Origin of the sequence: Vibrio sp. MMH1-50, assembly GCF_022347645.1 — a bacterium.
GTDB classification, from domain to species: Bacteria; Pseudomonadota; Gammaproteobacteria; order Enterobacterales; family Vibrionaceae; genus Vibrio; species Vibrio harveyi.
This window is the reverse complement of record NZ_JAKRGG010000013.1, coordinates 20419-46167: the sequence shown is the minus strand read 5'-3', so window position 1 is coordinate 46167 and position 25749 is coordinate 20419. Positions and strand designations below refer to the sequence as shown.

The following is a 25749-nucleotide window of genomic DNA, read 5'->3' as shown; positions in this document are numbered from 1 at the left end:
GCAAAAAGAATGTATGAAGCAATCACGTGGTTAACTAAACGAAGTTTAGTAATAAATGTGACACTAAGACACTGGCTTTATAGAGCAACGTATATAGTATTTTTATTCATAGGTATTAAAAAAGCGCCTTTCGGCGCTTTCTATACATCTCTTACCCAAACGTCTTTGACGTCTTTTTTCAGAAGGTCAATCACACTTTGGTGAATAAAAACTAAGCCAAAATCTTCTTCTAGTTTAAATATTAATCGTTCCTCTAAGGGAATATTATCTAATTTAGAGAAGTCAAACTCTGTTGACTCGATATCTAACCAGTTCAACTTACCGTATTGTTTTTCTTTATCCGTCAATTTATAAGTTTGATGGATGTAAGGCATACGATAATCTTCATAAACTTTAATTTCATCATCAGATGGTTGGCTTGGAGAACAATCCACGCGAGCGTCTAACCACTCTACTCCGTGTACAACCAGTTTCTCTACTTCTGATGCAATATCACTGATGATAAATAGCTTTGGAGAAAAGGTCATTTCCAAAAGCAAATCTGGCTCTACTGGCACTATTGGCTTGGGGCTTTGTTGGAATGGAAACTTAGTTAAGCTTTGCTTTGTTAAAATAATATAGTCTTCTTTCATTATTTTTCCCTAAAACTTAGGTGCACGCGTAGATGTATTCTTCTTCATTTTCCTAACTAGAGAAAATCTTGAATCATTACTAATCAAATCATAGATTTCTGGTGCAAAAAATACTGCAGTATCCGCTCCTTCAGCCCTATACACCACCCGTTTATGGAAAGGGATATTTAATATTTTTTCTGGACTTAAAAACAATCGGTGGACGATTAGGTTCCCACTGTTTGGTGATACTTCTATAACGCTTCGTTCAAAGTCGACAACATCTTGAATGTTGTTTAAAGCTAATATGTATCGCTCAGTGATTTCTCCGTCTTTAGTCAATAAGGATGCCGGATAAAACTCAACGCCATAAGGGTCAAAACTCATTACAAGTTCTGCAAGTTCTTTCGAAACACATATGTCGCCATTATCCGATATCGGGTGAACCATGGAGGAAGTTATGTTTTTGTCCTCCCATCTTATTGGATTCTCCGAACTCGTTGGGTGAAAATTATTTGTACTATATAGAAACTCTCGGTCATCCACACTTTGGAATGCCGATGAACTTCTCATAAAGTCCTCAGAGATTACCGAAAATTCCATCTTATACCTCTTTATTATTTGGTAATTATCTGGCTTTGCTCTCTTACACTCATCAGGCGATATTTTCCAGGTATATAGCTAAATGCATCTACCGTTTCTTGTTCAGGAACTCGCTTTTTGAGCTTAAAGAGTGATCTAAAGCGCTTTGTGTAATGCGTATGCCGGACACCTTTTTTAATACAACGCACACACCCTTTATCACCCTCTTCCATTAGTTTCCCTTTACTTATTAACAAAAGGTCAAAACTTGCTATATCACCGAGGATTTCAATAGAAACATCATCTATTGTATCAATATAGCTTTTAGGTAACGTGTCACAATTGATTGATTTGAGCCTTAAAGCCAATTTTTTAGCAACAACTTTATGGTATCCGAGTGCACCATTAAGTGATTGAACATCTTCTATAACGGACTCTTCAGTAATATTTTTTCTCGGCTCTCTTTTTAATCTCGCTGATTTGTTTGCTCCTTTCAAGTAGGTGCGAAATTAACTATATAGTTTCTCGCACTCTTCATCCGGGATTTCTTTGGGCTTAGCTGTACTTATCTAAAACGAAGTCGTAATCAAGACCTCGTTTGTGATTGGAGCGATGAACATGTGTTTCTACTTGGCAAGCAGTAAATCAGGCTCAACTGGCCCTATTGACTTAGCGCTTTGTTGGAACGGGAAACTAGTAATGTCCTGCTTTGTTAGTACATGATATTGTTCTTTCATCTTAAGCCTCAAAACTTTGGAGCAAGGTCATCAGTGCTAATCTTAGCTTTTCTCAAAGAGTCAAATTCTGCCATAAAGTCAATCACATCAAACAATTCTTCACAAAAAAACATCGCCGTTTCAGCACCTTTTACTCGAAATGCTACTCTATTAGATAACGGAATTTGCTTTAACTTTTCTTCAGAAATAAATAATTCGTGGACTATCAGTTCACCGCTTCTTGGAGAGATTTCGATATCTGAACGCTCTTCATCTAGTACATCTATAATATTATTGATAGCTAAAATGTATCGATTCTGTACTTCTCCATCCTCCAACTTCAGCTGAGAAGGATAATATTCAATACCAAAAGGGTCGAAACTCATTAAGATTTCAGCAAATAGACGACTTACCGATAAATCACCACAATCAACTATCGGTCCAACGTTTTTTATACTTCCTCCTTCACTATCCGCCCACACAACAGGGTTTATCGATGAAGTTGGATGATAATGGTTTGTACTGTACAACAACTCTCTGTTATCTACAGAAGCAAAGTTAACACTTGAAGAGAAGTAGTGTTCGGAGATCAATGAAAAATACATATATACCCTACTTTATTTTTTCCAGCGACGACTACTATAGAAAAATGCTTTTACTTCTATAGTACTGGGAGCATTATCTTAGCTATTAAAATGGTTTATTTTCCTACCTTTAGACTCCATCTTGTAACAAATGAAAAAGCGCCTTTCGGCGCTTTCTATACATCTCTTACCCAAACGTCTTTAACGTCTTTTTTAAGAAGGTCAATCACACTCTGGTGAATAAACACTAAACCAAAGTCTTCTTCTAGCTTAAATATTAATCGTTCTTCTAAAGGAACATTGTCTAGTTTAGAAAAATCAAACTCTGTTGATTCAATGTCTAGCCAGTTTAACTTGCCGTATTGTTTTTCTTTGTCCGTCAATTTATAAGTTTGATGGATGTAAGGCATACGATAATCTTCATAAACTTTAATTTGATCATCTGTTGGTTGGCTTGGAGAACAATCGACACGAGCATCTAACCACTCTACTCCGTGTACGACCAGTTTCTCCACTTTTGACGCAATATCGCTGATGATAAATAGCTTTGGAGAAAAGGTCATTTCCAAAAGCAGATCAGGCTCTACCGGCACTATTGGCTTAGGGCTTTGTTGGAATGGGAAGTCAGTCAAAGATTGTTTAGATAAAACTATGTAGTTAGTCATTATTCTATTTACCTACTTACACTAGACTCGGGGCGTCTCTTCGGATGTATCAAATGAAAAGGCAACGATACTAGTACTTATTTTACCCTCCTCATCTAAACGGACAAGCGCTTCAAACAACTCGATTGAGAAGAACGTTTTTGTCATTCCGACAGGTTTAAAAACGTGCCTCTTGCTATCCGGAAGTTCCTTAATCTTTTCATCAGATAAGTAAAAACGGGTAGTTACGTCAGTCACTTTTATGCTTTTATCATAATCAACGACATCTACTAAGTTATCTACTGCTATTATGTAGCGCTCAGTTAACACTCCGTCTCCGGAACAGGTTAATTTTGCGGGATAAACTTCAACACCGTATGGGTCGAAACTCATAATTAGTTCAGCAATAGGCTTAGTGACATTAAAAGCACCACCTCTGATTAAATCTAATGCTTCAATTTCATAGATATCATCATCTTTCCACACAATCTCACTTATACAAGAAGTGGGAGTGAAATCATTATCATCATAGAAAGACGACCGACTATCAACGGCAGTAAATAATGATTCACCCTCGTTAAAGTCCTCATTTATGTATGCTATTTCCATCTTAAACCTATAATTTACTAGCAACCTTTAGATAATTGAACTTAAGGGCTTTCTTATAAAAAAGTCCACTCCATATTTCTTCTATCTCCGGCCAAGTCGTATTTTTGTGTGTTCTTTGCTGACAATCTGAGCTTCTACAACCATTTCCTTTTGGAGAAAAGTCATCTCCTGTATTGTGAAGCAATATCGTAAATTCACTTATCATGTCACAAATTCTTTCCGAAAGATCATTCAGTTCTTTTCGATATACAGGAGGTGGCATTTCACAGTGTAGCTTTTCCAACGTCTCTAGCAATTCTTGCTTTACAAACTTATGATAGGCTTTAGAAGGATATGCTTTAATCTTATTTTTGTCTCTGTTCAGCATACTAGCCCTCTTCATTGGATTCCCCCCATTTAACATCGAGGTAGGCTTTGAATTAGAGTACACTTGTTCATCACTCTTAAGATTCAGTTTACTTACTGTATTTCTACCCGTATGACCACTAGAATGCCAAGGCAAACGATACTTGCACGCAACCTTTTTAGCAGTACCTTTGTCACTGCTGGGAAGTATTACTATATTGTCTAAACTGTTCCAACTGTATTCTTTGTTTCGCATCTGTTCTGTTCGCTGAGTTGATAGCTTTTCGAACAAATTAAAGCTAATCAGATGATGTCCAGTAAGAGGACAATCACATTTTTCAGCTAATATATGATTGGCCTTTAATAATGCTTCACCAGAAACATGTCGAGAAAAACCGTTATTGCTCATACTCATTTTTTCCTTCCTGGAAGGACACATTTTTTCTTATGTCGTTTATCGGCAATTGCCCGCTTACACACTCTACAACGAACTGTTTTAGTCCCTTTCTCCTCATTTGCCTTCGCAGAGTTCTTTCCTGACTGAGCAGACTCACCGGTATTATGTTTTACTTTTGCTGGATACGTTTTCTCGCCCTTACCTAAGATGCGAGCAAAAAGATCATCAAACTCGCCCATCGCTTCTTTAAGCTTATCCGGTACCATCTTATCGATGATTTTTACCTCATCCGCTAGCTTCAAGAAATACGCACCAAGCTCATCTGCGCCCATTCTGTTTGCGTATGAAGCCAACTCAGTTGCCACTTCAATACAAGGTTTTAGAACATCGCTAACAATCTGGCTGGTTTGCTTGGCGTAATCCATCCAATCTAACGTACGCAAGAATTTTTCTGGATCGCCTTTACCCATGCCTCTTAAAACAGCTAACAAAGTATCTTTTGATGTTCCTTTACCGCCTTTTAGCGCAACTTTACACGTACCTTTTACTGCACTACCAAATGTAGGAACACAGCCGACAAGGGTAAGTGAAAGCGCTAACCAGTTTTCAGGCTTATCGCGCTCTTCTTCAGTCAACAAAGTCATAATGTTCGCAGATAAATCGCGCACGTCAGCGGCTTGGTCTACAACAGGAATCATTGTCAGCGCCGTATTGGCGATGATCTGCTCAACGGAAGCATCATCGTTGAAATCACCAAGAATCACGCCCCAAATCCAACTGGCGGCACCAGACATTCGCGTCCAAGCATTTTCCCAGAAGCCAACTTCACCTTTCTTTGTTTCTTCAATGATCAGTTGAGCGTTCGCACTTGCATTAAAGTTTGGATTGGTCTTCGTTGGGACATTCGGCATAAAGTCTCGGCTGTCCTCGCCGTACTCTATGGCAAACTCACCCGGAGCAACGCCACCGACCGAAGCCTTACCGTTGTTGTCTAGTGTTCCTTCAAATACGGCGCCAGATTGATCTGTGAGAGTGTAAGTTGCGCCTTGAACGGGTTCACCGTCTGAGTAAGAGAGGTACAAATCAACCGTATACGTCCCTTCCTGATCTTCCGTAACAGAAACCGATGGGTTTTGTGCGCCACCCAAACACATAGTGTTGGCTTTGTTCATGGTCATTTGGTCAGACAGACGACATACGCCCTTGCCTTCAAACTTAACCGTTGGTGAGGCTGAAATGAATTTTGCTTCGGCTTCTATGGTGCCGGATGCGACGCCTTTTTTATCGCCGCCCGCATCACCGGTACTTTTTGAAAACGTACTGCCTTTAATTGCGACACTGTTGCCGCCATCCATCGAGATAGTCGTAGTGCCACCAGCAAGATCTGCTGATTTGGCATTGTTGCCATAAGGGATAGGAACGATCGGCTTGCCGACCTTCGTTAAACAAACATCTGGGAGCGTTGCATTCGCTTCACCACCTGAGCCTTTATGAACTATCGAAAGTCCATTTGCACCAACTGTTACGCCCATAACCAATCCATTTGAATTTTGTTGATTGAATAATAAAAGAGATCGCATATTGCAATCTCTCTAAATGACTAGTGAATTTCACTAAACCGCTAGTGAAACTCACGATAAAGCTTAAAACTGGCAGAAGATCTCATTTCGAGATCTTCTGTTTATCGATACACTTCAAGCAATTGCTGGAACTTTAAATCTATAACGATGTAGGTCGCGGCATACATGATTGCGAAGGTAATCGCACTGATGCCTAAAATCAGTTTGGGTGAAATCACCCTTTTTAACGGTTTCTTGAGGTATTTAGCCTTAAGGTTAACGAGAGAGACTTTCTCTTGCTCTGCCAAACGCTCATCACGTACTAAGCGATAAATGGTATTGCCAATTTCTGCGAGCTTTTCGTTACCGCGTTCTTCACGGCCGTATTTGCCCTGAAAGCCAAGTTGAAGCAGCAAATACAGAAACTCGATAACGTGACGATATTTGCGTGGGTCTGCTTTTAAGCGCTCGAGAATAACGAAGAACTTATCACCGCCGGAGGTTTCGTTGTGGAACTCTGACAACAAACTGTTCTGGCTCCAATGGCTATTAGCGCCCCACTCTTGTCGGCAAACCGATTCATCAATCGCAGCACACAAACAGTATCGGATGACCAAAATGGATGCGCGATCCAATTCCATTTCATTGAGCTTACGTTCACCTTTTCTTATCTCGCGAGCCACTTGTTCACGAAACGGCATTGGGTCATCAAGCCAAGGAATTGAGGACATACAAGACAAACTGGCGATCAACCATGAGAACTGATCGACCAAAGGATTGATGCCCATGTTTTCGATGTTTAAGTCTTGTACCGCGATGTTACGAGATAAGTCAGGCGCTGGCATCACCTCCATCGGTTTGCCAGGCTCTGGTTGGAATAAGACTACGGTGACGTCGGTTTCTGCATAACTCATAGACGAACAGCCCATAGTTGCAACGACAAGTTAGCAAAGTCGCCGGCTACGTGAACCGCTATCGCAGCAGTGTTTTTCAGTGCCGCCCACTCTTCACCTGTCTTATCCAGTTCGAAATAGGTGTAGCCAGCGTGGTAAGGCAATGCACGAGGTACAACTGGCATTGGTTTTATCTCGATACCTGGCAGTTGAAGGTTAATCAAGTCACGAATGTTATCGATAGAACCGATCTTCGTTTGACTAACAAACTGGGTATGAAGCACATCCAAAGTAACATCGGCTTTGACCGCAAGAATAAAGGTTGTTGCATCAATAATCTTGCTGTCTGGAATCGCTGCCGTTCTAATGCCGTAGTTTTGGTCTCTCAACGTGAGTGGCATTGCACGCTGCTCAGACATCACACTTAATGTCATCTTCGCACTATCAAGGGTTCGCGATAGACAGTTGGTCAAATCGCCGTGATTGTACTTGGTAAACTCAACTGGTCGACGAGATGCCGAACACAAAGTTGAAAGCTCTCCTTCTGCTTGAAGAAGAATGCGGTAAAACGATTCAGGATGAACGCCTTCTGCACTCGCAAAATGCCAGAATAATGGCTCGTATCGGTTTAAAGCTTGGAGCAGCATGAAATCAGAAACTGAAGATACGCCTTGTTGGTCGACAACACCTAGTCGTTGAACGATAGACTCTGCACGGTGTTTCAGCATAGAAGCAAACTCGGTTGCGAACTTGTTCAGTACGGTCGAAGCATGGATATCAATACAAGTCGGAATAAAGCTCTCATCTAGGATAACACTGCCGTCTGGCTTCACTTCTGAAATCTTTAGAATTGGGATCGATGTGTACGCACTCTTGTCTTCGTGGTCGTACATCAAGCAAAAGTTAAGCTTACCGACTACGATGTTTGCCATGTCTTCCGAATCATAGCAAGCGTCAACCGCTTCTTGCGATTCCATCGTGTAACGTGCGCCGTCTTTCTTGGTGCCGAATAGCTCTGAACGTTCAGAAGGTAACGGACAGCAAAGGTAAACCACTTTATCGGCAATCGAAGGATCAACGTCTTTTACTTCTGGCAGTTCAGCGAGCAGTGGCAGATCAAAAGGGGTTCGGTCTTGAAGAATGCCTTCAGCGCGAGTAATACCAATTTTACCCAACGCCAGCAGTTGCGAGTTAATATCTAAACGCTTAATTCCCCAATGTAGAGGCGATGCATTGGCGCTCAGCATACTCGATAGTTTACTTTGTGAACGATCGAGTTGCTGAAAGTGCTGCGGCTTCATGAACATTCCATCTTGCCAAACAACTGGATTGTATAAAGACATGCTTTTATTCCTTAAAAGTAAACTTGTTCAATGCCGCGAGTGTTGTCAGAAATTAACTCACTGCCTTCTAACTTAAGTTTGATGTAGTACTCACTCTTCTCTTCAATCACTTCAACTTTGCGCCAAGAAGAGCCATCAATATCGCGAAACGCTACCGAAAATCCGACAGCGCGAGTGGCAGGGTCAAGCTCCAAAAATTCATGGATTTTGTCACCCGGTTGCATTTGGTATTCGTAACGTTTGATGTATTCATCGCCTAACGACGCTTTGTCGTTTTCAAACAGTGCGAAGAAATCTAAGCTGCGAAATAGCACTGGTGATGTCAGTTCATGAACACGCAAAATAACTGGGGAGGATTGACCACCTTCACGAACATTAAGCACAGAAGATGCCTCAATCACTAATTCGACTGAGGACGTTTCGGGTGTAATTCCCGTTGACTCTTTAAATTGGTCCCACATGGAACAACCGGATAGCAAAGCACATCCGAGCAACATCGCAATACTACGCATGACTTCCCTTAATCGCTTTGGTGTAGTTTTTCTTGATCAGACCTTTCAATGACATCTCATTCATCTGGCGACGGTTATTGGCGTAAAACTCCACATATTCACCCCACAACTTTGATTTAGTGGTGAACATAGATTTACTTGCCACATCGCTTGCAAACGTGACAGGGTCATTCGTCTCTGACTGCTCGATCAGCAACTCATTGAGTGCCTTATTAAAAATAATTTGATGGTCGTTGAGCTCATCCAACATTTGCTCTACCAATTCGTTAGGAGATAGAAGGTTCTGGCTGTTTAGCGTCAACATCAGTTCCGCAAGATTCGAATCCGCTTCACTTAATCCCTGTTCACCTTTAAGTGATTCCACCTCATGAAGGTCTTTTTGCAAATTGTCGATACACAGACGAAGACACGTTCCCATTTGCTTAAACAGCAAGGCTTCGTCGCTGATCAAATCTGGATTACTGATCCCTAAACCTTCGTAGAAGGCTTTACTAATGTCAGAGGAAGCGCCTTCTTTCTCTGGGTTCAACGATTCATTGCCAACAAAGCCCACTTTCGTTTCTGTAGTTTTCACTTCTTGTTGAGACGATTGTGTCGAAGGAATAAAGGCTTGTGTTACCTCTTCCCACTTGTGACCGGCAGGCTCTGATCTTTGTGGAGACGGCTGAATTGAGGGATTAGCGCGTTGCTCGAATGGTTGCGAACCAGACTGATGGATTTCAGGTCGCCCCCTCTCTGCTTGAGATGCAAGAGGTTCGGAGTTGGCAAAATCCTCTGGGATAACTGTGCGATTTTGAGCGGACACTATTTCTGGTCCAACTGATGCCTGGCTCGTCTCTGTACCTGCCATCCAATCTTCTGGAATCAAATTAGGGATATCAAATTCTGAGTGAATGCTAAAGCTATCATCAACAACTTGTCGTGTATTTCCGATTGGTTTGGAATGAGAAGCATCTGGCTTTTCGACGTCCCGAATAAGATGGTCGTCGTCGCGTTGCATCGAAAACTTCAGGTGAGCGATCGGGTCATCACTGTCCACATCGTCTTGTTTTGTTTCCATGAACAAATCTTCCAATGCACCGACTTTTTCCTCTTCCTCGACCACAGCCTCGCCAAGATTAACAAGAGGGTCATTGGAAACACGCTCTGGAGCAATATCCGCAGCAATGTCTTGAGCAGCCGAAACATGCTCCAATGCCACACCAATCTCGTATTGACCAAGAGAAATCACATCACCGTCCACAATCGAAACCGGCTGGTTCTTGAGGATCTTGTTACCGTTGACCATAGTGCCATTTGTAGACACATCACTGATGTAAAAAGTGTCTCCGTATACGCTGACCAAGCAGTGTGTACCAGAAATAAAACGGTTGTGATCTGTCAAAGCGAGAGTACAGCTTGGCGCTCTACCTACTGAACCGCCACCTTCTGGCATTTCAATATGCTTGGCACCCGTGTATTCCTCTGGACATTTTGAAATGAATAGGACTAGCTGATGTGTTTGCATTGCTAAACCTTAAAATAGTAAAGAGACAGAAAGCTCTACCCCACCAACTCCGTCATTGACTACCGGAAGAATGTAGGAAGCTTGAGGAATAATCTGAATATGTGCATCTGGGTTACTGCCCAGTTTGATTGCAGTGCCGAGAGTAACAACTGCACCAAGTTCGAATTGGTCGATGTCATCAATACTTTCGTAACGAAAGCCATCCGAGTCTACTTTCCAGCGATTCGAATACTGCGAGTAACCAAGAGAAAGCCCGGCGCCAACGTATGGAGTAAAGATACTCCAAGAGCTCAGTGCGTATTGAGGAACGACACGAAGCTCATAGTTTGTGACCTCTTGGTAAATCCCATTTGAAGGAGCGTCAACATCCTCTGTAAGGTAATTAAGACCAAGCCACCAGCGCCAGCGGTTGTTGTTTTCGTCGATCGGACGTGTGTGCACAAGACCATACCGCAACGTATCTACGTCTCCGCTAGAACCTTCGTCATAGTCAATGCTCTCAATCGTAAGCATACTGACCGAGCCACCATACCGCTCACCTTTCGCGACAGCAAAAGTAGAGAACAAACACATGGCTGAGATTAGCCCAACTTGACTTGGTTTTAGCATTTCATCCCTCTTGGAAAACCTAGTAATAATATTCAGGGACGAAAGATATCAAGTCTCTTTTCTTTTTCAATATGGTTAAAAATAGCCCCATTAAATAAGGCAAATTACCTATAAATAAAAGCAATATAACTACTGATATATTCATAAAATCGGCAAAGGTTATTTGTACAGATATTGTGGTCACAATCAAAACAACTAAATTAGCGCGCTCTTAATTAGAAAACCCACTATCATCTAGATTCAGAAATGTTAAACAAATGATTAGTTTTCGATATTGAGACACTTTCGAGACCGACATTGTCTTAATTTTAATAATTTGATCTTAATTCAAAAAAATAACTTTTCTCATAACTACGCTTAATATTAGGAAATCCATTAATTTCATTTTTTGTCTCAACAATTGGAATATACATCACTAAAGCTAATACCAAACAAATCAACATAACCGACTTTTTTTGTGAAGGAACATCACACTAAGTTAATTTATATTGATTTAGATATTATTTAAGATTCAAATTCTTTCTTTTGCCTATAAAATCCCTCAAAAAAAAGATGATAGCAGTGCATTTATAATTAAATGGTCAACTTCTGCCTTCCATATAATCAGTTGGAATTAAAAAAATATGTTTTTCAGCGACTTCACTCGAAGACCGATCGATGAAAGTAACCCTAGTGGATCAAATCCTAATGGCTTAGATGATTTTGACGAAATAAAGCGTCAAATAAATAACTTAAATAAAGTAACCGGAAGAGTCTCATGGAAGACTGTTCAGACTCTGTCAAAGAAGATTCTTAGCACTCAAGGTAAAGACTTTCGATGTAGCTGTTACTTTACGGTAGCCGCCACCCACAACGATGGCTTAAAAGGCTTAGTTGAGGGTTTGAACTCGTTGCTTGATTTGTGTGTCGTGTATTGGTACACCGCCTACCCTGAACACGCAAAGGCTAATGCTCGTATCAGTGCCATCGAATGGATGGTTGAATACACCGAGAAACGAATCAAAAAACAACGAGTTTTACCAGAAGAACTTCCTCTCATCGAAGCGGCACATCAATTATGTTTACGCATCGAGGAAGAGTTGCGTCTTCACTATGGCATTAAGGCTCCATCTTTTGGTCGTATTCGTCGTATCTTGAATCAATGGATTGAAGAGATTAAGGAAGCGAAAGCCAAAGAAGTCATGGCATTAGAAGCGAAGCAAACTAAGCCAGAGCCGCCTAAACCGGTCGCTGGAATTAAAGTTGATATCGCACCACCACCGAAGACCAATGCGAAACATATACCACCAGCTCAAGAGCCTGAAACATCCAAATCAAGCCGCGTTGTGCTGCTCTCCGTGGTTGGACTACTGGGTGCGGCTTTGGCTTCTCACTTTATTTATAAGCAACATCAGTTTCAGACACTAAAAGTTGAGATTGAGCATGCCTCTTTGACAGAGCTGACGAACATCGTCGGCTCATTTAGCGTTGAAAACAAAGATCACTCCCTCTCTTTACGTTCAGCAACGATAGAACGATTAGATACGTTGATGACGGATTGGACGCTCGATCCTGTAAAAGTAAGCAGAGTAAATACGATTGATGAGCTCACTCATGAATTGACGGAAATCTACCCTGACTCATCTTCGGCTCAACAACTTCGTGAGAATTTTTTAGATCAACGTTCTCGTTTCGAAAATGAATTCGATGTCATATACAAACGCTTTACCTATGCTAGGACGGTATTCGCTAATGTCGCTAATCAGAATTCAGATAAAGACTCTAAGAAGGCGTATGAGTATAGCAATTCGCTATTTCCCCTTCTGGGTCGAATAGAGTTTGCAGAAAAAAATGCGCAGCAAAAGGAAATTGAGCGCTCCCTCCTTTTACTGAACACCTACCTATATAAGATTAATCAGTTAAAAACTGCGTCAAACGACAATAAATAACAATACAAGTAAAGAAGTTATAGGCTTATGTTCAAACAAAAAATACTAAGAAACCCGATCGTGGTTTCTACCATAGTGGCTTTAATCTTGGCTGTAATATTTGCAGCAGTATATTTATTCTTACTCGAAGATGCAGATAAGCTTTATCTATGGATTGGTCTAGGAGTCATTGCTACCTTTTATCTTATATTCCAGTTTTCACTGTGGCTTAAGAAAAAGAACAACTCAAAAGCACAACGTTTAGAAACCGAAGAAGAGGCGCTTTCAATGGTGATTCGCCCTCTTCTTTCTAACGCTGGAAAAAAGCCAATTTATCTAATGATTGGTAATAAAGGTTCTGGACGACGCCAATTTTTGTTTAATTCCAGTGCGATTAAACCGATGGACCGTTCTCGTACGGCAAAAAATGACTTCTTTGAATGGTATGAGTCTGACAGTGCCGTTTATGTCAAACCAGACCAACGCCTCGTATTTCAAGAGGTATCCAGTAGCGACGCATCACTGTGGAATACATTCGTTGATGAAGTTATTCGTCATCGCCCAAGAAAACCATTTTCTGGATGTCTATTCTTTACAGACTTTGAATTCATGATCGTTTCAGAATCAGAACAAAAAGACTACACGATTACTGCCCTGTTGCAGAGACTAAGCTCTATCAGCGAGAAAACGTCTTCAGCACTGCCTGTTTACATGATGATGTCTAAGCTTGATAAGCTAGATGGTTTCAAAGAATACGTTCATTTCAGTTCTCTTAAGACTCGAGTAGAGTTTCTTTCCATTCCTTTAAAAGAAGCGAAAGGCGTAATCACTGAGTACTATCGTGACGGATTCCGTAACTTAGTGAAAGTGCTGGAAACGAATGCGTTAGACGCATCCGCAAACTCAGCGGATATCGACGAAAAACAAGCCATTCTTGCTTTCCCAAAACAGTTTGAACTTTGCCAAGCAGAAATTAGTTATGTACTTGAACGCCTTTGTGATGCAAACAGTGGTGTTTACTCTCTCGATATTCGTGAGATCTTCTTCTGTTCTAGCTTGCAAGGCGGTCGTAAGTACAACTTGTTGGCGAAAAGCTGCAGCAATTACTTCAATTTGCCGATCATTGCTTCTGAGCACACACAACTTACAGAAACCCCTTACTTCTCTCGTTTCTTGATTGATTCTCAGATCTTACCGGAGAGCGACTTTGCGGGAGAAAACAAAACGTATCTGCGCTTGATTCAGCGCCAAAGCCATTTAGCTATGCTGGCATCAGTTATTCTATTAGCTGGCGGCGGCTATTTCTTTGTCACAACACTAGATAGCAACTTGCGTGTGATTAACCAACTGCTCGGCATTGACGACAAAGGGCAGGTAGAACAAGAAGCAAGCTTTAATCAGCTATTAGTGAGTGCGACTCGTGCAATTCAACCTTCATACAGCGCATGGTTAGAAGGTTCTCGTGCGCTTGATGAAGAAGTACTCCCTTTGAACATCAGCCGCTTGGACCAAACGACAAGACTGGCCTACGAAGCACTGCTCAAAGAAGTCTCACAACAGCTCATGCCAGTTGTTGAGAAAGGCTACCGTCTGGAACTGACTCATAATCAGCACGACATTACTGCGACACTGCCTTTACTCAAAGGCTACTTAATGCTGAATGATCCATCCAAGCGCGATATTCAATTCCTACGTCGTCAGACGCTACAAACACTGAACGATTTGAGTGACAAACCAGATGTTGTGAATCAGGCAATGCGTTACTTGGATGCTTATTTCCGTACCCAGTTTGCCCCTGTCGACATCAACATGGACATTGTTCGCGCTACTCGACGCTCATTGCTTGCTCACTCTAACGTAGATCTTGTTTATGCTGGTATATTGAACCAAGCAGATGCCATCGACCTTGGTACGCTCGATCTTCAACGCGCGGTTGGCTTCGAATTCAATAACGTTTTCAACGAACCACTCGACGATAACCGCTTGGTCATCGATAAGGTTTACACTTCAACAGGCTTTAGTACCTTCTATCGCCCTCGTGTGGATTTGATGTCACAACAAGTGATCAGTGACAACTGGGTTCTTGGTTTATCTAACCATGTGATCCCTACGAAACAAGAACAAGAAGCGTTCAAAACTCAGGTCCGTAAGAAGTACACCGATGACTACATCAACTACTGGCGTAATGCGCTGAGTGAACTGAAAGTCCACCATTACAACAATGTCGGTGATCTAACCAATGCTATCGACTTAATTTCAGGTCCATCTTCGCCGATGACCACAGTGTTAAAGCAAGTCTACGCCAACACTCAGTTCTCCCCTGTCGGCGAGAAGAATGCATTGATTGCCAAAGTAAACCCGAAACTGGCAGAAGCAGCAGACTCGGCATCAGAAGCGGTAGAAGAAGCAGTGAAGCCTGACTACTTGTTAATGAAGCGTGTCGAACAAGCCTTCCACCTGTTGAACCAACTTCAAGTCAGTGAAACACCTAACTCCCCTACTCCGTGGGATGAAACGATTGCAGCATTAAGCCGTGTTCGTACTTATATGAAAGACATTGCTGATGCGCCAGACCCGCAAATGGCTGCACTTGCTGCAGCCCAGCACCGAATGAACAGCACTGAAGCCGATCCATTGATTAAACTTAAGCAGATTGCTCAGAAATCGCCAGAGCCAGTGCGCAGTTGGTTACTTGATGTCGTTCAGCAAAGCTGGTCAGTGATGATCAAAGAATCAGCAAAAGGCATTCAAACCCAATGGTACAGCGAGATTTACACCAAGTTTAAAGAGCTAGGGCTTGGTAAATACCCATTTGATCTGAACGCGACAGAGGAGATCTCAATTGAAGACTTCGAGCTGTTGTTCGCATCAGGTGGTTTATTAGACACGTTTATTCAGAAGAACTTCGCACCGTTCTACGATACTAACTTGTGGACACCAAAACAGGTAGATGGCGAAACCATGCCTCTTTCTCCTGCCCTATTGGTGCAATTGCGCAACTACAACGTTATCCGCGATACGTTAATCAATAAGAGTACAAACCGAGTTTACATCCCGTTCAGTGCGAAAGTACTAGACCTTGATTCCAGTGCTATCAGAGCCAGTCTGAAAATTTCAGACACTGATATCAACTACTACCATGGTCCGAGCCGAATTCGTGAAATGGAGTGGCCGCCGCAGAACGGTGACTTCAATATAAGAATCACGATCCAAGATGTGACAGACGAAGGCAAACAACACGTTCTAAATAAGAGTGGTCAGTGGGCGATATACAGATTGCTAGGTGATTCGACCCTGACAAACACTCATAACGGTAGCTTCGTCAGTGACATAAAAGTGTCAGGAAGGGATTTGAGCCTTCGTATCACCCCTTTGACACAGAAAAACCCATTCACTCTAGCTGAGCTGTATAACTTTACACTCCCAGAGTCGATTTAATAACAATATAAAAACCAGAATAGGCAGAACACATGATTTCAAACATGACTTTACAAGGCTTAGACAAGTTAGATCGTAAAATACTTTCCAGTCTGTTATCTAACGGGCGAGAGTCGATTGCGAATCTATCTCGAAATATCGGTTTATCTCGTACTGCTGTTGCAGAAAGAATTAATAGATTGGAAAAAACGGGGATTATAAAAGGCTACACTGCACAAATCCGCGTTGAAAATGAAGGTCGCAAAGCTGCCAGCTACCTGCTGATTTCTTGCGAAAAGGGCAAAAAAAACGACGTAACAAATGCCCTTAAAGAAATTCCAGAGGTACGACTGACAAGCGTTGTAGGTGGTAGCTTCGATATTATCGCGCTTATAGAAGCACCAGACCTTCAGTCTATTCACCATCTATGTAATGAGATTGAATCTTTTAGCGGTATTCAGAAGCTCGACACGACGGTTGTTCTTCATCAACCAATCAGCCGATAAGTTTTTGGTTCCCGCCAAATATTCTATACAGACGAAAAAGCCGCGAACAACTCGCGGCTTTATTGTAACTGGCGTTTTCCCCATCATAAGCTAAGCATTAGATGCTGCCAATCAGGCGAATCTTGGCGTCTTTGTCACCCGGATTACCAAGCCAAAATGTTTGCCCTAACTGGTTCCCTTCCCCATTCCCCAGTTGGTTTTCAGGGATAGTATCGAGGTTAACCGTTAACTTAAGATCCCAAGACATCGGGTCACGCAAAATAAAACGCATCAAACCTACTAAGGTTTTATGTAACTCACCATCGTAAGAAAACTGCTTAAAAGTTTCAAAATCAATGTTGTCGATGCACAAATTAAACTTACCGTTTAAGTCTGCAATGCTTTGCCCTAAATGTAAGCTTTGACCCAACACACAATTGGAACGGTTTAGTTTGTTTCGCTGACTCTCAGCAATTTCAACACGCCTATATACCCACTCTTCGATACGGACACTAGGTAACGAAAAGTAGTGTGAAACTATACCTGAAATCAACTTAGGAGAGCGTGTGCGTGTGGACAGTTGGTTCACGTAAGAGAGAATTTTCGCTCGATCTAACTCAGCGACGTCGCAATCTTGCATTACGCCGGATAGACCAGCCAAATGCAGTATACGCCCGGAAAAAGCGTCGTTCGCACCACTTTGATACTGTACATGGTAACGGTATTTCTTCCATACGCGATACAGCAAACTGGTATAGCGATTATGGAAGAAATCAAAAAAGTCTTTTACCGGATTGTCATCTGGGTCTCGCCCTGCAAGTTTCTCAGTATAAGAAGCTGGCAGTGGTGAGCTAGAACCATGCAATCCAAGAAAGTTCGTTTCTACGCGTGAATACTGCTGCCCGTTTCTTTCCATATGAGTGATAAATTCCATATCGCTCTTTGGAAAGCAAAGGTTTGACGACACACTGAACTCGATACGTTCTTGATGAAAGTATTTGTTCTCACCGACTGCGATAAAGTTAGAATTTGGTTCAAGCTGGTAATGCTTCTCAAGCAGCAACACCGCTTGGTAGAAGCTAAACTCATTCGACTTATCAGAAAGTGTATTAATCATAGAATCGTCTGCTGCCCAATGAGGCTTGCCCAGTTGTAAACTTCCCCGGTTGCTTCATCAAACACTTCCAGCTCGGTAAAAGAGTTCACACTCGAATACAGACGAATGAACTCGTTCAGTACCGTTGCCATGAGAAACATATCGCCTTCGTTTACGAAGAATTGAGAGTTAGTAACCAACTTAAATTGATTACCACGTACTGAAACGCCTCTGAACACACGGTCGATTGGTTTCATCTCTGAAGAAATAATGCCATCAAGTCGATGAATCGACGCGCGATGTGCTTGCCTGTCTACACGAGAATGAAAGTCGTAAGTAGAGAGCAGAACTTTCAACACATCGATATTCGCTAAAGACAAATAGTTAAGCGACATATTAGCGATCAGCTGCCATTGAAGCTCGCCGTTTACCTGAGGGCTGACCGATTGGGTCGGTTTTGTGATGTTTCTAAACGTCGCATACGTTGGTGATTTATGGGTTGCATAAGTGATGTCACCTACCGACAGACGTTCGGCTAGGTCCGCGTTACTGCATTGCAGTTTCATCAATACTGTTTCGGTACCTAAATCCGCAATGTCACCATTGTGAGTATGGAACGAGATATAGCGCTCTAACCCCCTTCCGCTTACTCGCTCGCCTACCTTCGATTTGTAGAACTCTCGTTTATCACGTTGGTTGATTTGGTGCTCAAAAGACTCGAATTCGATAAGCGGTTTGCGACGGCGTTCATCTTTACTCCAGCTCTCTACTTGCTCAATCGAATACACTTCATAGTGTTCTTGGGTGCTGCTCTGCGGGCGAACTTTGTATTCATTCCGGCGGTGCTCTAAACGAATTGGATCCCCATCCTTTTGGAACAAGTTTACGGCGGGTGTGCAATGCAGCCTTAAATGTTTATCTTTAAGCACGACTTCTGATGGCAATGCGCGCTTAAAGTGGAATTTGATTTTCACCGTACTGCGCTGTGGGATGCCTTTTAGCCACTCGAGTCCTTTAATATCGAAGAACATAAACTTATCTGGCAAAGAAAAGAACTCTTGCAGCAAACGATAACCCGCAAATGAGTTTTTGCTATAAGGCAGCAGCGCCTCATCTTCTTCATGCCCTACTGGCTTAACGTATTCTGGACCAAGACGATGTTTGTAGCCGCCACCGACATCCAGTTCAACGTAATCCAAATAACGGAATAACCATAAAAACACTGTGCGAGTGATATGAATCTCACCATGCAGGTGTAGGCGCAACGTATCCAAACCGATGCGGGACAATTCAAGTCCATGCTCGGTTGACACCGTGACATCAATCGCCGAGCTGGTGCGACTGTTGGTTTGTTCAATGTTGGCAATCGTGATTGGGTATAGATTTACATCGTAACAAGTGCGGAAAAGGCACTGAGTACCTTCCACCTGTTCGCTTGCCATCTCTGCGCCACGTTTTACTAGGGTTTTCTCAGTAACACTGCCCGTATGTGGTTTGAGTTCACTGATACACAAAGACGGAATCGAGCGCATGTAGTGGGGCCAAAGCAACGTCATTAACGATTGTGTTAACTCTGGTAGCTCATCGTCTATCTTTTCTCGAATACGCCCGGTCAGAAAAGCAAAACCTTCAAGCAGTCGCTCGACATCTGGATCGAAGGTTCCTTCAGAGAGAAAGTGAGTTAACTTCGGGTGATATTTGGCAAACTCACTCCCCGACTCACGCAAATACGTGAGTTCATCTTGAAAGTATTTACTGTTACTCAAGTGGCACCTACTAAACGTTAAATTGACCGTCGGTTCCCATGTAGACATCGATCGACATTGGGACTTTACCGCCGTTATGGGAAACTTCGCCGTGAATACCAAAACCGAGTTGTAGTGGGTTATGGTGATCTTCACGGTAATGAACCTCGACATTCAGAAGCCTCGGCTCAAAGCGTTCTATGGTTGATGTGATGTTCTTTTGAATATGACGAACGAGGTTCGTATTGTTGGAAAGCACGTCGTTAAAATCTGGCAGCCCATAATCACTGTCTATCATCGCGTTACCAGAATGCGTGTTCAGCAAATCAGCAAGATGAGAATGAATGGACTCGATCAAATGCTTGTGAGACATCACTTTCTCGTAGCAATTCTTTGGTTCACCTAGCTCGATCCGCTCTAAAAGACGATAACCTTTTTCCATGTTCGGTCCTACGAAAAAAGCAGCCAGTCTTCACTGGCTGCTTGTTGGTTTAAGCAAAGGGCTATTGGTCTAGTTTACCAACCAGAGACAAGTCGAAGCTTGCGCCCATGTACTTAAAGTGAGGGCGCACAGACATTGATACTTTATACCAGCCTGGGTCCCCTTCTACGTCTGATACTTCAACCTTAGCAGCGCGCAGTGGACGACGACCACGAACTTCCGCTGGCGGGTTCTCCTGGTCAGAAACGTATTGACGAATCCACTTGTTCAGTTCGATTTCTAGGTCAGAACGCTCTTTCCAAGAACCGATTTGCTCGCGTTGTAGCACTTTGATGTAGTGTGCTAGACGGTTGATGATGAACATGTAAGGAAGCTGAGTTCCCAGCTTGTAGTTCATCTCTGCTTGTTTGCCTTCTGGCGTATTCGCAAACACTTTTGGTTTTTGAACTGAGTTTGCAGAGAAGAATGCTGCATTATCAGAACCTTTACGCATGGTTAGCGCAATAAAGCCCTCTTCTGCTAGCTCATACTCACGACGGTCAGAAACAAGGATCTCGGTTGGGATCTTGGTTTCGATTTGACCCATTGCTTCAAAGTTGTAAACCGGTAGGTCTTGAACTGCACCACCACTTTGAGGACCAATGATGTTAGGACACCAACGGTACTTAGCAAAAGATTCACTGATCTTAGACGCCATTGCGTACGCTGAGTTGCCCCATAGGTAGTTGTCATGGCTATCTGTCACTTGCTCATCGTAGTCAAACGCCTTAATTGGGTTATCTTCTACAGAGTAAGGCGTACGTAGCATAAAGCGAGACGTACATAGACCTAGATAACGCGCATCTTCGTGCTCACGCAGACCACGCCATTTCGCGTACTGTGGCCCTTCGAATACAGATTTAAGATCTTTTAGGTTTGGTAATTCTTCGTAGCTGTCTAAACCGAAGAATTTAGCCGATGCTGACGTGATAAATGGAGCATGAGACATTGCACCTACGTTCGCCATGTATTCCATCAGTTTGATGTCTGGCGACGACGCTGACATGTCGTAGTCACAGATTACCGCACCAACAGGTTTACCACCGAATTGACCGTATTCACGCGTGTAGATTTGTTTGTAAAGACCAGACTTCACCACTTCTGGTGCGTCTTCGAAGTCATCAAGAACTTCATCTTTCTTCGCTGAGATCAGTTCAATTTGAATGTTCTCACGGAAGTCGGTGTGGTCAACAAGGTACTTAAGACCACGCCACGTTGATTCAATCGCTTGAACTTCTTCGCTGTGAAGAATCGCATCAACCTGCTTAGACAATTTTTGGTCGATTTCAGAGATCATCAAATCAACTAAAGATTGATCTACTTTCTCTGTGTTCGAGCTGCTTAGTAGCTCACTGATGAATGCTTCTACGCCGCGTTTCGCAACGTCAAAACCTTCATCACTTGGCTTTAAACGAGTTTCGTTAAGAATGCTATCCAGAAGTGAGCCTGATTCAACTAAGGCTGCTTCTTGTTCTGGCGCTTGTGCTTCTGCAGACATGGTATCCCTTACTCTTCTTTCGCTTCTTGGTCATCGCCAATGCTTAGTTCATCCAACAGTTTCTTTCTCGCTTCTTCATCTTGAAGAACCGATGCAATCTTCTTACGGAACGCTGGAACGTTACCTAGAGGACCTTTAAGTGCAACTAAGGCCTCGCGAAGCTCAAGCAGGCTGTTTAGCTCTGGTACGCTTTTCGCGATCGCTTCAGGAGAGAAGTCCTTCATGTTTTGGAACGTCAAATCAACGCCGATTTGACCACCTTCTTCATCAGAAAGACGGTTTTCAACGTTAACTTTAACGTTTGGAGACATGCCTTCTAGCACTTCGTTAAAGTTGTCTTTATCGATATTGATTGGAGTACGTTCTTCGATTGGTGTCTCATCTGCACGTGCAGTAAAATCACCAACAACCATCATGCTCAGCGGCAGCTCTACGTCATCTTGCGTATCACCAGTTGCTGGAACATAACGGATATTAATTCGCTCTTTAGGAGCCACCGAGCCGTCACGTGACATAATTAGTTCCTTATTTAACTCTTTAATTAGTCATAAATTGCTTTCCACTCTTCATACTTCTCAGGCAAAAGGTCCTTACTTCTGAATAACTGATGGAGTGTTTTTCGAATCAGGTCTTCTAACTGTGACGATAAGTGGGGTTCCCAGCTCGCGAGATTAAACGCTTTTTGTACTTCCCAACCCTTCTCAAGATAAGGCAGACACAACGGGTATAATCCAACAGACTGGTAAGCTGCTATCAATTGTAAATACAGCATGAACTGTCCACGTCCCGAGCTATCCAGCTCAAGTTTGCGGGCAAGTTCAGCGGCATATTCCCCTAGATTTTCTAGAGTGATATCCTCCATCGGCAGCGAATCTTCTTCAGAAATCACAACCGTTTGAACAACGGGTTGAGAAGACGAAGAAGTTGCATCTTGAGTCGATAACCAGCTCAAGGTAGCTTCATCTGCAAATGGCAAAGAATTCTTAAATGTGAGGTACTCGATGCCCTCTAGCGAATCAACAAAACGCTTCACTTCCTGTTTCACAGCAATTGCTGCGTCATCAAAACCCAAGTTATTGAGCATCAAAGACACCAAGTAGTGACCCGTCAGCCAAAACGGCGCATCAGTTAATGTGCGCTCCAAGCGTTTGATGGTGTCGATATCGCTTTCTTGATTGGCTTTATCTCGGTATTCCGTTTGTTGATCGGACGATACCGCCAAACTCAAAGGCGTTTGATTGTTTTGATGATCAGGCAGACCGTCAATGTCATCCCACGTTAGATGACGATAAATTCGGTAAGCCAGAGGATCACTTGGGTTGGCATGAAGCATCACTTCCGCGACTTTCTTCAAGGTGCGTTTCGAAGCGGTTGGCGACGAGAAGTCCGTATCGATATCGACTTCTTTTGTGACGGCTTTCTTAACTGGTGCAGGTTTAGAAGTCTGCAAAACCGTGTTAGATGCCGTAGTTTGCACATCACTCTGCGCTGGCGTTTCTACCACTTCGGCTTTGGCAGGCTGTGCTGCTGGTGTCGCTTGTTCTATAGCTGCTGTTGCATCGTCGCTCTGATTGTCGACAGCAACTTGTTGAGACAACACATTTAACTGCGTACGAATCTCGAAGAAGTCCGCTTCCGAGTCTTGGTAGACGTCGTCGTACTGACGCTGCACATCTTCGATGGTTGAAATACAACTTGAAACTAATTCCCAAGACTGAGGGCTTTCAGCCAACTTGCTGCTCACCAACTTAAATTGATGGTTCAGCCACTCCACTGCGCCATCTCTACCTCGCTTTCGCGACGGATACAGTTCAACACCAAAACGACTTAACGCCTCACTAAGCAGCTTCAGACCTTGTTCAAAGCCTTGCAGTCCAAACTCTTCTGTTAGAGCGCGAACGAGGTAACAAATTGCTTTTAAATCTTTGCTGTGATGCTCTAGAACTTCAGTGGCATGTGTTTTTACGACGCTCCAATCTACCGTTTCACCAAACAATGAGCCGAATTTCTTTACTTCGGATTCCATCATTTCATAGCAAAATTCGTAGCGAGCATCCTCACCTACAGGTGCGGAATCAGAGATGGGAGCGAGCAAGCGTTCAATTTCAATGACTGACATTAACTTCTCCCCTCTGCTAAGTAGTCTCTCAGAGCGCGTTCAACCGCGATTGCACCACGCGCAGGACGAGAAAGTTGATGACTTTTATCAATGGAGTCTCTAGCCATGCTCTCAAGCAGGTCGGTAATTTCGCCAAATTTCTTTGGGGCATTTCGCTCAAGGTCGGATAGTGAATCGTGCAGCTTTTGCTTATCAAATACGGATTGCTCAGTGACGGTACTAAACAAAATGAACTCGCTTCGAGCAACAATGAGATCCGTCACCTTTTTGTTGAGCTCTGGCGTATTACCAAAGTAAGCTTTAGCGGCTTTAGCCTCTTCAATGGCTTTGGTATAGAAGTGATCTTTTGCGTGTGAATCGATAGACGCATTGATATTTTCCATCACTTTATTTGGCAAGACTTGGCTATAGAAATAAGCTTCAGATTGATTTAATAACCAAGCGGCTTTCATTTCTTCGTCTGCAAGCTTTGCTTCGCCATCGAGGATTAAGTTCGCAATCTGTTCGTCTTTACTTCCTGCAACAGCAGAGATCTTCATTGAATCTATCGAAGCAACATTCAAACCAGCCATCACTTTGGTCAAGGTTTTGTCTGCGTATGGGAATAATGCTCCATCATCAACGAGTTTTTCTCGCAGCGTGACCAGCTCTTTGCGTAAATCCACCAGCGTTTTTGGTAACTCATCCGCCAAAGCTTGATAAGACGTCAATTGAGTCTGATTCTTTTTGTACAACTTAGACAATTTCATTTGTTGTACTTGGTAAGCTTCACGATAAGGCGCAGTCGAAATCACGTCTTTTTCCATATCGTTAAGTGCAGTTTCAATCGCCCAAGGGGGTTGAGCCAAAAAAGAAGCCGTTTGCGCTGGTTTGATGGTGCTCACCAGTGGTGTTTCCGTTTGCGAGATAGGCTGCGACTTAACGATCGTTTTCCACTCTGGCTGATTCTGCTGGTACAAGTAGTGACCCGTTACTGCCACCACACTCAATACCAAACTCGCTTCTAGCACTTTAAAGCGACCGTAACTCGCTTTATCTTGAGGTTTACAGTGTGTCAGTAATAAATCGGCATTGCGTAAACTGCTAAAAATAGGTGCATTCGATTGTGAATCAATAGACTGAGTGTCAATACGTGCAAGTTGCTGGGCAAAGGAAATTGCCGTGTAGCCGTGCCCTCTTGGGTTATTAATCACCTGCTTAAGCAGTTTCCAAATATGGTTTGGAATTAATGCCGGACGTTTGCGATCTTTTAACTGTTTGTGCCAAGCATCACCAAAGATCGAACCAATAAATAGATGGCCAGTTAATAGCGCGAGCGAATAAACATCGTCTTGTGGTTCTGTCGTACCTGTCTCGAGATACAGGGGTGACGCATAACTCAAACTCGCTTCAGCATGAGACTCGTTTTCACCGATGTAGCGCGCGGCACCAAAGTCGATCAACTTAACGTAGTCGCCCTCACTAACAAGAACATTTGACGGCTTAATATCAAGATGGCAAATACCTCGGGTGTGCATAAACTCCAGCGCACCCGCAAGTTGGTACACTAACCAAGCAATGTGGTCGTGGCGAAAACCTTTAGAGGAATGGCGTTCCATCTTCTCTGCCAGTGATTCACCTTGAATCCACTCGTACATTAAATATGGGCGTTCGAATTCGTTACCGATCTTAATAAAATCAGCGACGCTTGGGTGCTGAGAGAGCTCTAATCTGCTTGCTTCATTGACCAACATTTTATTGGCAATATCTGGGGCGTCTTCATTGACGACTTTACAGCAGATTTGTTTTTCTGGTTGACCCTTTTTGGCGAGATGATAGACGGTCGTCCTACCATTTTTCGATAACAGTGTGTCTAGCACATCAAATTGTGAAAAAAGTACATACTCAAGCTTTGGCTTATTTTTTTGCGCCAATCTTTGCTCGTTCTGTTTCTTTTTCTCAATGGCTTTAACAACCAATTGATCAATATAACCTTTGGCTGCTCCCTGCTTATCTGACACTTTGCACTCTTTTATCGAACAAATATTATTAGGCCGAAATAATATTTGCTGAAACATCCTTGTTTCAAGGCTGGTATTTAAAACGAACGG

23 protein-coding genes are annotated in these 25749 nt (G+C 42.8%); 3 read left to right on the top strand and 20 right to left on the bottom strand.

Annotated features, from left to right (window positions below):
* Nucleotides 1–140 precede the first annotated feature (140 nt).
* The 13 genes from MHO32_RS12170 to MHO32_RS12110 all read right to left on the bottom strand — a co-directional run bounded on the left by MHO32_RS12170 (nucleotide 141) and on the right by MHO32_RS12110 (nucleotide 10911).
* A complete protein-coding gene (locus MHO32_RS12170; RefSeq protein WP_239212233.1) occupies nucleotides 141–632 on the bottom strand; it encodes a hypothetical protein in 492 nt (163 codons plus the stop codon).
* Nucleotides 633–641: 9 nt separating this feature from the next.
* Nucleotides 642–1214 (bottom strand): hypothetical protein, encoded by a 573-nt coding sequence (locus tag MHO32_RS12165; RefSeq protein ID WP_005437957.1) that lies wholly within the window; start codon nucleotides 1212–1214, stop codon nucleotides 642–644.
* Nucleotides 1215–1228: 14 nt separating this feature from the next.
* Nucleotides 1229–1690 (bottom strand): hypothetical protein, encoded by a 462-nt coding sequence (locus MHO32_RS12160; protein ID WP_239212231.1) that lies wholly within the window; start codon nucleotides 1688–1690, stop codon nucleotides 1229–1231.
* A 248-nt stretch (nucleotides 1691–1938) separates the two neighbouring features.
* Complete coding sequence (locus MHO32_RS12155; protein WP_239212228.1) at nucleotides 1939–2514, bottom strand: imm11 family protein; 576 nt, start codon at nucleotides 2512–2514, stop codon at nucleotides 1939–1941.
* Nucleotides 2515–2669: 155 nt separating this feature from the next.
* Nucleotides 2670–3158, bottom strand: a complete 489-nt coding sequence (locus MHO32_RS12150; protein WP_188014264.1) for a hypothetical protein — start codon at nucleotides 3156–3158, stop codon at nucleotides 2670–2672.
* A 21-nt stretch (nucleotides 3159–3179) separates the two neighbouring features.
* On the bottom strand, nucleotides 3180–3746 hold the full coding sequence (locus MHO32_RS12145) for an imm11 family protein (protein ID WP_005449454.1): 567 nt from the start codon (nucleotides 3744–3746) through the stop codon (nucleotides 3180–3182).
* Between the two features lie 7 nt (nucleotides 3747–3753).
* Nucleotides 3754–4500: an AHH domain-containing protein gene (locus MHO32_RS12140; protein ID WP_100224515.1), complete on the bottom strand. Its 747-nt coding sequence runs from the start codon at nucleotides 4498–4500 to the stop codon at nucleotides 3754–3756.
* A 2-nt stretch (nucleotides 4501–4502) separates the two neighbouring features.
* Nucleotides 4503–6020, bottom strand: a complete 1518-nt coding sequence (locus tag MHO32_RS12135; RefSeq protein WP_239212225.1) for a PAAR-like domain-containing protein — start codon at nucleotides 6018–6020, stop codon at nucleotides 4503–4505.
* A 149-nt stretch (nucleotides 6021–6169) separates the two neighbouring features.
* Nucleotides 6170–6961 carry a type IVB secretion system protein IcmH/DotU gene (icmH, locus tag MHO32_RS12130; RefSeq protein ID WP_005449458.1) on the bottom strand — a complete coding sequence of 264 codons (792 nt, stop codon included), beginning with the start codon at nucleotides 6959–6961 and terminating at the stop codon, nucleotides 6170–6172.
* A complete protein-coding gene (gene tssK, locus MHO32_RS12125; RefSeq protein WP_239212222.1) occupies nucleotides 6958–8283 on the bottom strand; it encodes a type VI secretion system baseplate subunit TssK in 1326 nt (441 codons plus the stop codon). The genes icmH and tssK overlap by 4 nt, the downstream gene beginning before the upstream one ends.
* 11 nt (nucleotides 8284–8294) lie before the next feature.
* Nucleotides 8295–8795 (bottom strand): type VI secretion system lipoprotein TssJ, encoded by a 501-nt coding sequence (tssJ, locus tag MHO32_RS12120; RefSeq protein ID WP_005449460.1) that lies wholly within the window; start codon nucleotides 8793–8795, stop codon nucleotides 8295–8297.
* Nucleotides 8788–10302 (bottom strand): type VI secretion system-associated FHA domain protein, encoded by a 1515-nt coding sequence (locus tag MHO32_RS12115; RefSeq protein ID WP_239212214.1) that lies wholly within the window; start codon nucleotides 10300–10302, stop codon nucleotides 8788–8790. The genes tssJ and MHO32_RS12115 overlap by 8 nt, the downstream gene beginning before the upstream one ends.
* Before the next feature lie 9 nt (nucleotides 10303–10311).
* Nucleotides 10312–10911 carry a hypothetical protein gene (locus MHO32_RS12110; RefSeq protein WP_005449462.1) on the bottom strand — a complete coding sequence of 200 codons (600 nt, stop codon included), beginning with the start codon at nucleotides 10909–10911 and terminating at the stop codon, nucleotides 10312–10314.
* A gap of 623 nt (nucleotides 10912–11534) precedes the next feature.
* On the opposite strand from MHO32_RS12110, the gene MHO32_RS12105 reads away from it, so the two are divergent.
* From MHO32_RS12105 to MHO32_RS12095, 3 genes are read left to right on the top strand one after another with little or no spacing between them, the layout of a single operon-like run.
* Nucleotides 11535–12839, top strand: a complete 1305-nt coding sequence (locus tag MHO32_RS12105) for a type VI secretion system ImpA family N-terminal domain-containing protein (protein WP_239212197.1) — start codon at nucleotides 11535–11537, stop codon at nucleotides 12837–12839.
* A gap of 27 nt (nucleotides 12840–12866) precedes the next feature.
* Nucleotides 12867–16256, top strand: coding sequence for a type VI secretion system membrane subunit TssM (tssM, locus tag MHO32_RS12100; protein WP_069688178.1), 3390 nt, complete (start codon nucleotides 12867–12869; stop codon nucleotides 16254–16256).
* Between the two features lie 32 nt (nucleotides 16257–16288).
* Nucleotides 16289–16741, top strand: coding sequence for an Lrp/AsnC family transcriptional regulator (locus MHO32_RS12095; protein ID WP_005449466.1), 453 nt, complete (start codon nucleotides 16289–16291; stop codon nucleotides 16739–16741).
* 97 nt (nucleotides 16742–16838) lie between these two features.
* Here the strand turns inward: MHO32_RS12095 and tssG are convergent, their stop codons facing one another.
* From tssG to MHO32_RS12060, 7 genes are all read right to left on the bottom strand, one after another.
* Nucleotides 16839–17837: a type VI secretion system baseplate subunit TssG gene (tssG, locus tag MHO32_RS12090; RefSeq protein ID WP_009696473.1), complete on the bottom strand. Its 999-nt coding sequence runs from the start codon at nucleotides 17835–17837 to the stop codon at nucleotides 16839–16841.
* Nucleotides 17834–19582, bottom strand: a complete 1749-nt coding sequence (tssF, locus tag MHO32_RS12085) for a type VI secretion system baseplate subunit TssF (RefSeq protein ID WP_005449470.1) — start codon at nucleotides 19580–19582, stop codon at nucleotides 17834–17836. Before tssF ends, tssG begins: the two co-directional genes overlap by 4 nt.
* Before the next feature lie 10 nt (nucleotides 19583–19592).
* Nucleotides 19593–20003, bottom strand: a complete 411-nt coding sequence (tssE, locus tag MHO32_RS12080) for a type VI secretion system baseplate subunit TssE (protein WP_005449472.1) — start codon at nucleotides 20001–20003, stop codon at nucleotides 19593–19595.
* 61 nt (nucleotides 20004–20064) lie between these two features.
* On the bottom strand, nucleotides 20065–21540 hold the full coding sequence (gene tssC, locus MHO32_RS12075; protein ID WP_005449474.1) for a type VI secretion system contractile sheath large subunit: 1476 nt from the start codon (nucleotides 21538–21540) through the stop codon (nucleotides 20065–20067).
* Nucleotides 21541–21548: 8 nt separating this feature from the next.
* Nucleotides 21549–22055: a type VI secretion system contractile sheath small subunit gene (gene tssB / locus MHO32_RS12070; protein WP_005449476.1), complete on the bottom strand. Its 507-nt coding sequence runs from the start codon at nucleotides 22053–22055 to the stop codon at nucleotides 21549–21551.
* Nucleotides 22056–22081: 26 nt separating this feature from the next.
* Nucleotides 22082–23659, bottom strand: a complete 1578-nt coding sequence (tssA, locus tag MHO32_RS12065; RefSeq protein WP_050933481.1) for a type VI secretion system protein TssA — start codon at nucleotides 23657–23659, stop codon at nucleotides 22082–22084.
* Nucleotides 23659–25659 carry a serine/threonine protein kinase gene (locus tag MHO32_RS12060; RefSeq protein ID WP_005449479.1) on the bottom strand — a complete coding sequence of 667 codons (2001 nt, stop codon included), beginning with the start codon at nucleotides 25657–25659 and terminating at the stop codon, nucleotides 23659–23661. Before MHO32_RS12060 ends, tssA begins: the two co-directional genes overlap by 1 nt.
* Nucleotides 25660–25749 lie beyond the last annotated feature (90 nt).

What these genes read in the sequence shown, in the direction of transcription:
- tssA (WP_050933481.1), bottom strand. Translation starts at nt 23,659, where the DNA reads ATGTCAGTCATTGAAATTGAACGCTTGCTCGCTCCCATCTCTGATTCC.
- MHO32_RS12170 (WP_239212233.1), bottom strand. Translation starts at nt 632, where the DNA reads ATGAAAGAAGACTATATTATTTTAACAAAGCAAAGCTTAACTAAGTTT.
- MHO32_RS12115 (WP_239212214.1), bottom strand. Translation starts at nt 10,302, where the DNA reads ATGCAAACACATCAGCTAGTCCTATTCATTTCAAAATGTCCAGAGGAA.
- tssG (WP_009696473.1), bottom strand. Translation starts at nt 17,837, where the DNA reads ATGATTAATACACTTTCTGATAAGTCGAATGAGTTTAGCTTCTACCAA.
- icmH (WP_005449458.1), bottom strand. Translation starts at nt 6,961, where the DNA reads ATGAGTTATGCAGAAACCGACGTCACCGTAGTCTTATTCCAACCAGAG.
- tssJ (WP_005449460.1), bottom strand. Translation starts at nt 8,795, where the DNA reads ATGCGTAGTATTGCGATGTTGCTCGGATGTGCTTTGCTATCCGGTTGT.
- MHO32_RS12150 (WP_188014264.1), bottom strand. Translation starts at nt 3,158, where the DNA reads ATGACTAACTACATAGTTTTATCTAAACAATCTTTGACTGACTTCCCA.
- MHO32_RS12105 (WP_239212197.1), top strand. Translation starts at nt 11,535, where the DNA reads ATGTTTTTCAGCGACTTCACTCGAAGACCGATCGATGAAAGTAACCCT.
- MHO32_RS12155 (WP_239212228.1), bottom strand. Translation starts at nt 2,514, where the DNA reads ATGTATTTTTCATTGATCTCCGAACACTACTTCTCTTCAAGTGTTAAC.
- MHO32_RS12110 (WP_005449462.1), bottom strand. Translation starts at nt 10,911, where the DNA reads ATGCTAAAACCAAGTCAAGTTGGGCTAATCTCAGCCATGTGTTTGTTC.
- tssM (WP_069688178.1), top strand. Translation starts at nt 12,867, where the DNA reads ATGTTCAAACAAAAAATACTAAGAAACCCGATCGTGGTTTCTACCATA.
- MHO32_RS12135 (WP_239212225.1), bottom strand. Translation starts at nt 6,020, where the DNA reads ATGGGCGTAACAGTTGGTGCAAATGGACTTTCGATAGTTCATAAAGGC.
- MHO32_RS12165 (WP_005437957.1), bottom strand. Translation starts at nt 1,214, where the DNA reads ATGGAATTTTCGGTAATCTCTGAGGACTTTATGAGAAGTTCATCGGCA.
- tssK (WP_239212222.1), bottom strand. Translation starts at nt 8,283, where the DNA reads ATGTCTTTATACAATCCAGTTGTTTGGCAAGATGGAATGTTCATGAAG.
- MHO32_RS12145 (WP_005449454.1), bottom strand. Translation starts at nt 3,746, where the DNA reads ATGGAAATAGCATACATAAATGAGGACTTTAACGAGGGTGAATCATTA.
- MHO32_RS12140 (WP_100224515.1), bottom strand. Translation starts at nt 4,500, where the DNA reads ATGAGCAATAACGGTTTTTCTCGACATGTTTCTGGTGAAGCATTATTA.
- MHO32_RS12095 (WP_005449466.1), top strand. Translation starts at nt 16,289, where the DNA reads ATGATTTCAAACATGACTTTACAAGGCTTAGACAAGTTAGATCGTAAA.
- tssB (WP_005449476.1), bottom strand. Translation starts at nt 22,055, where the DNA reads ATGTCACGTGACGGCTCGGTGGCTCCTAAAGAGCGAATTAATATCCGT.
- tssE (WP_005449472.1), bottom strand. Translation starts at nt 20,003, where the DNA reads ATGGAAAAAGGTTATCGTCTTTTAGAGCGGATCGAGCTAGGTGAACCA.
- tssC (WP_005449474.1), bottom strand. Translation starts at nt 21,540, where the DNA reads ATGTCTGCAGAAGCACAAGCGCCAGAACAAGAAGCAGCCTTAGTTGAA.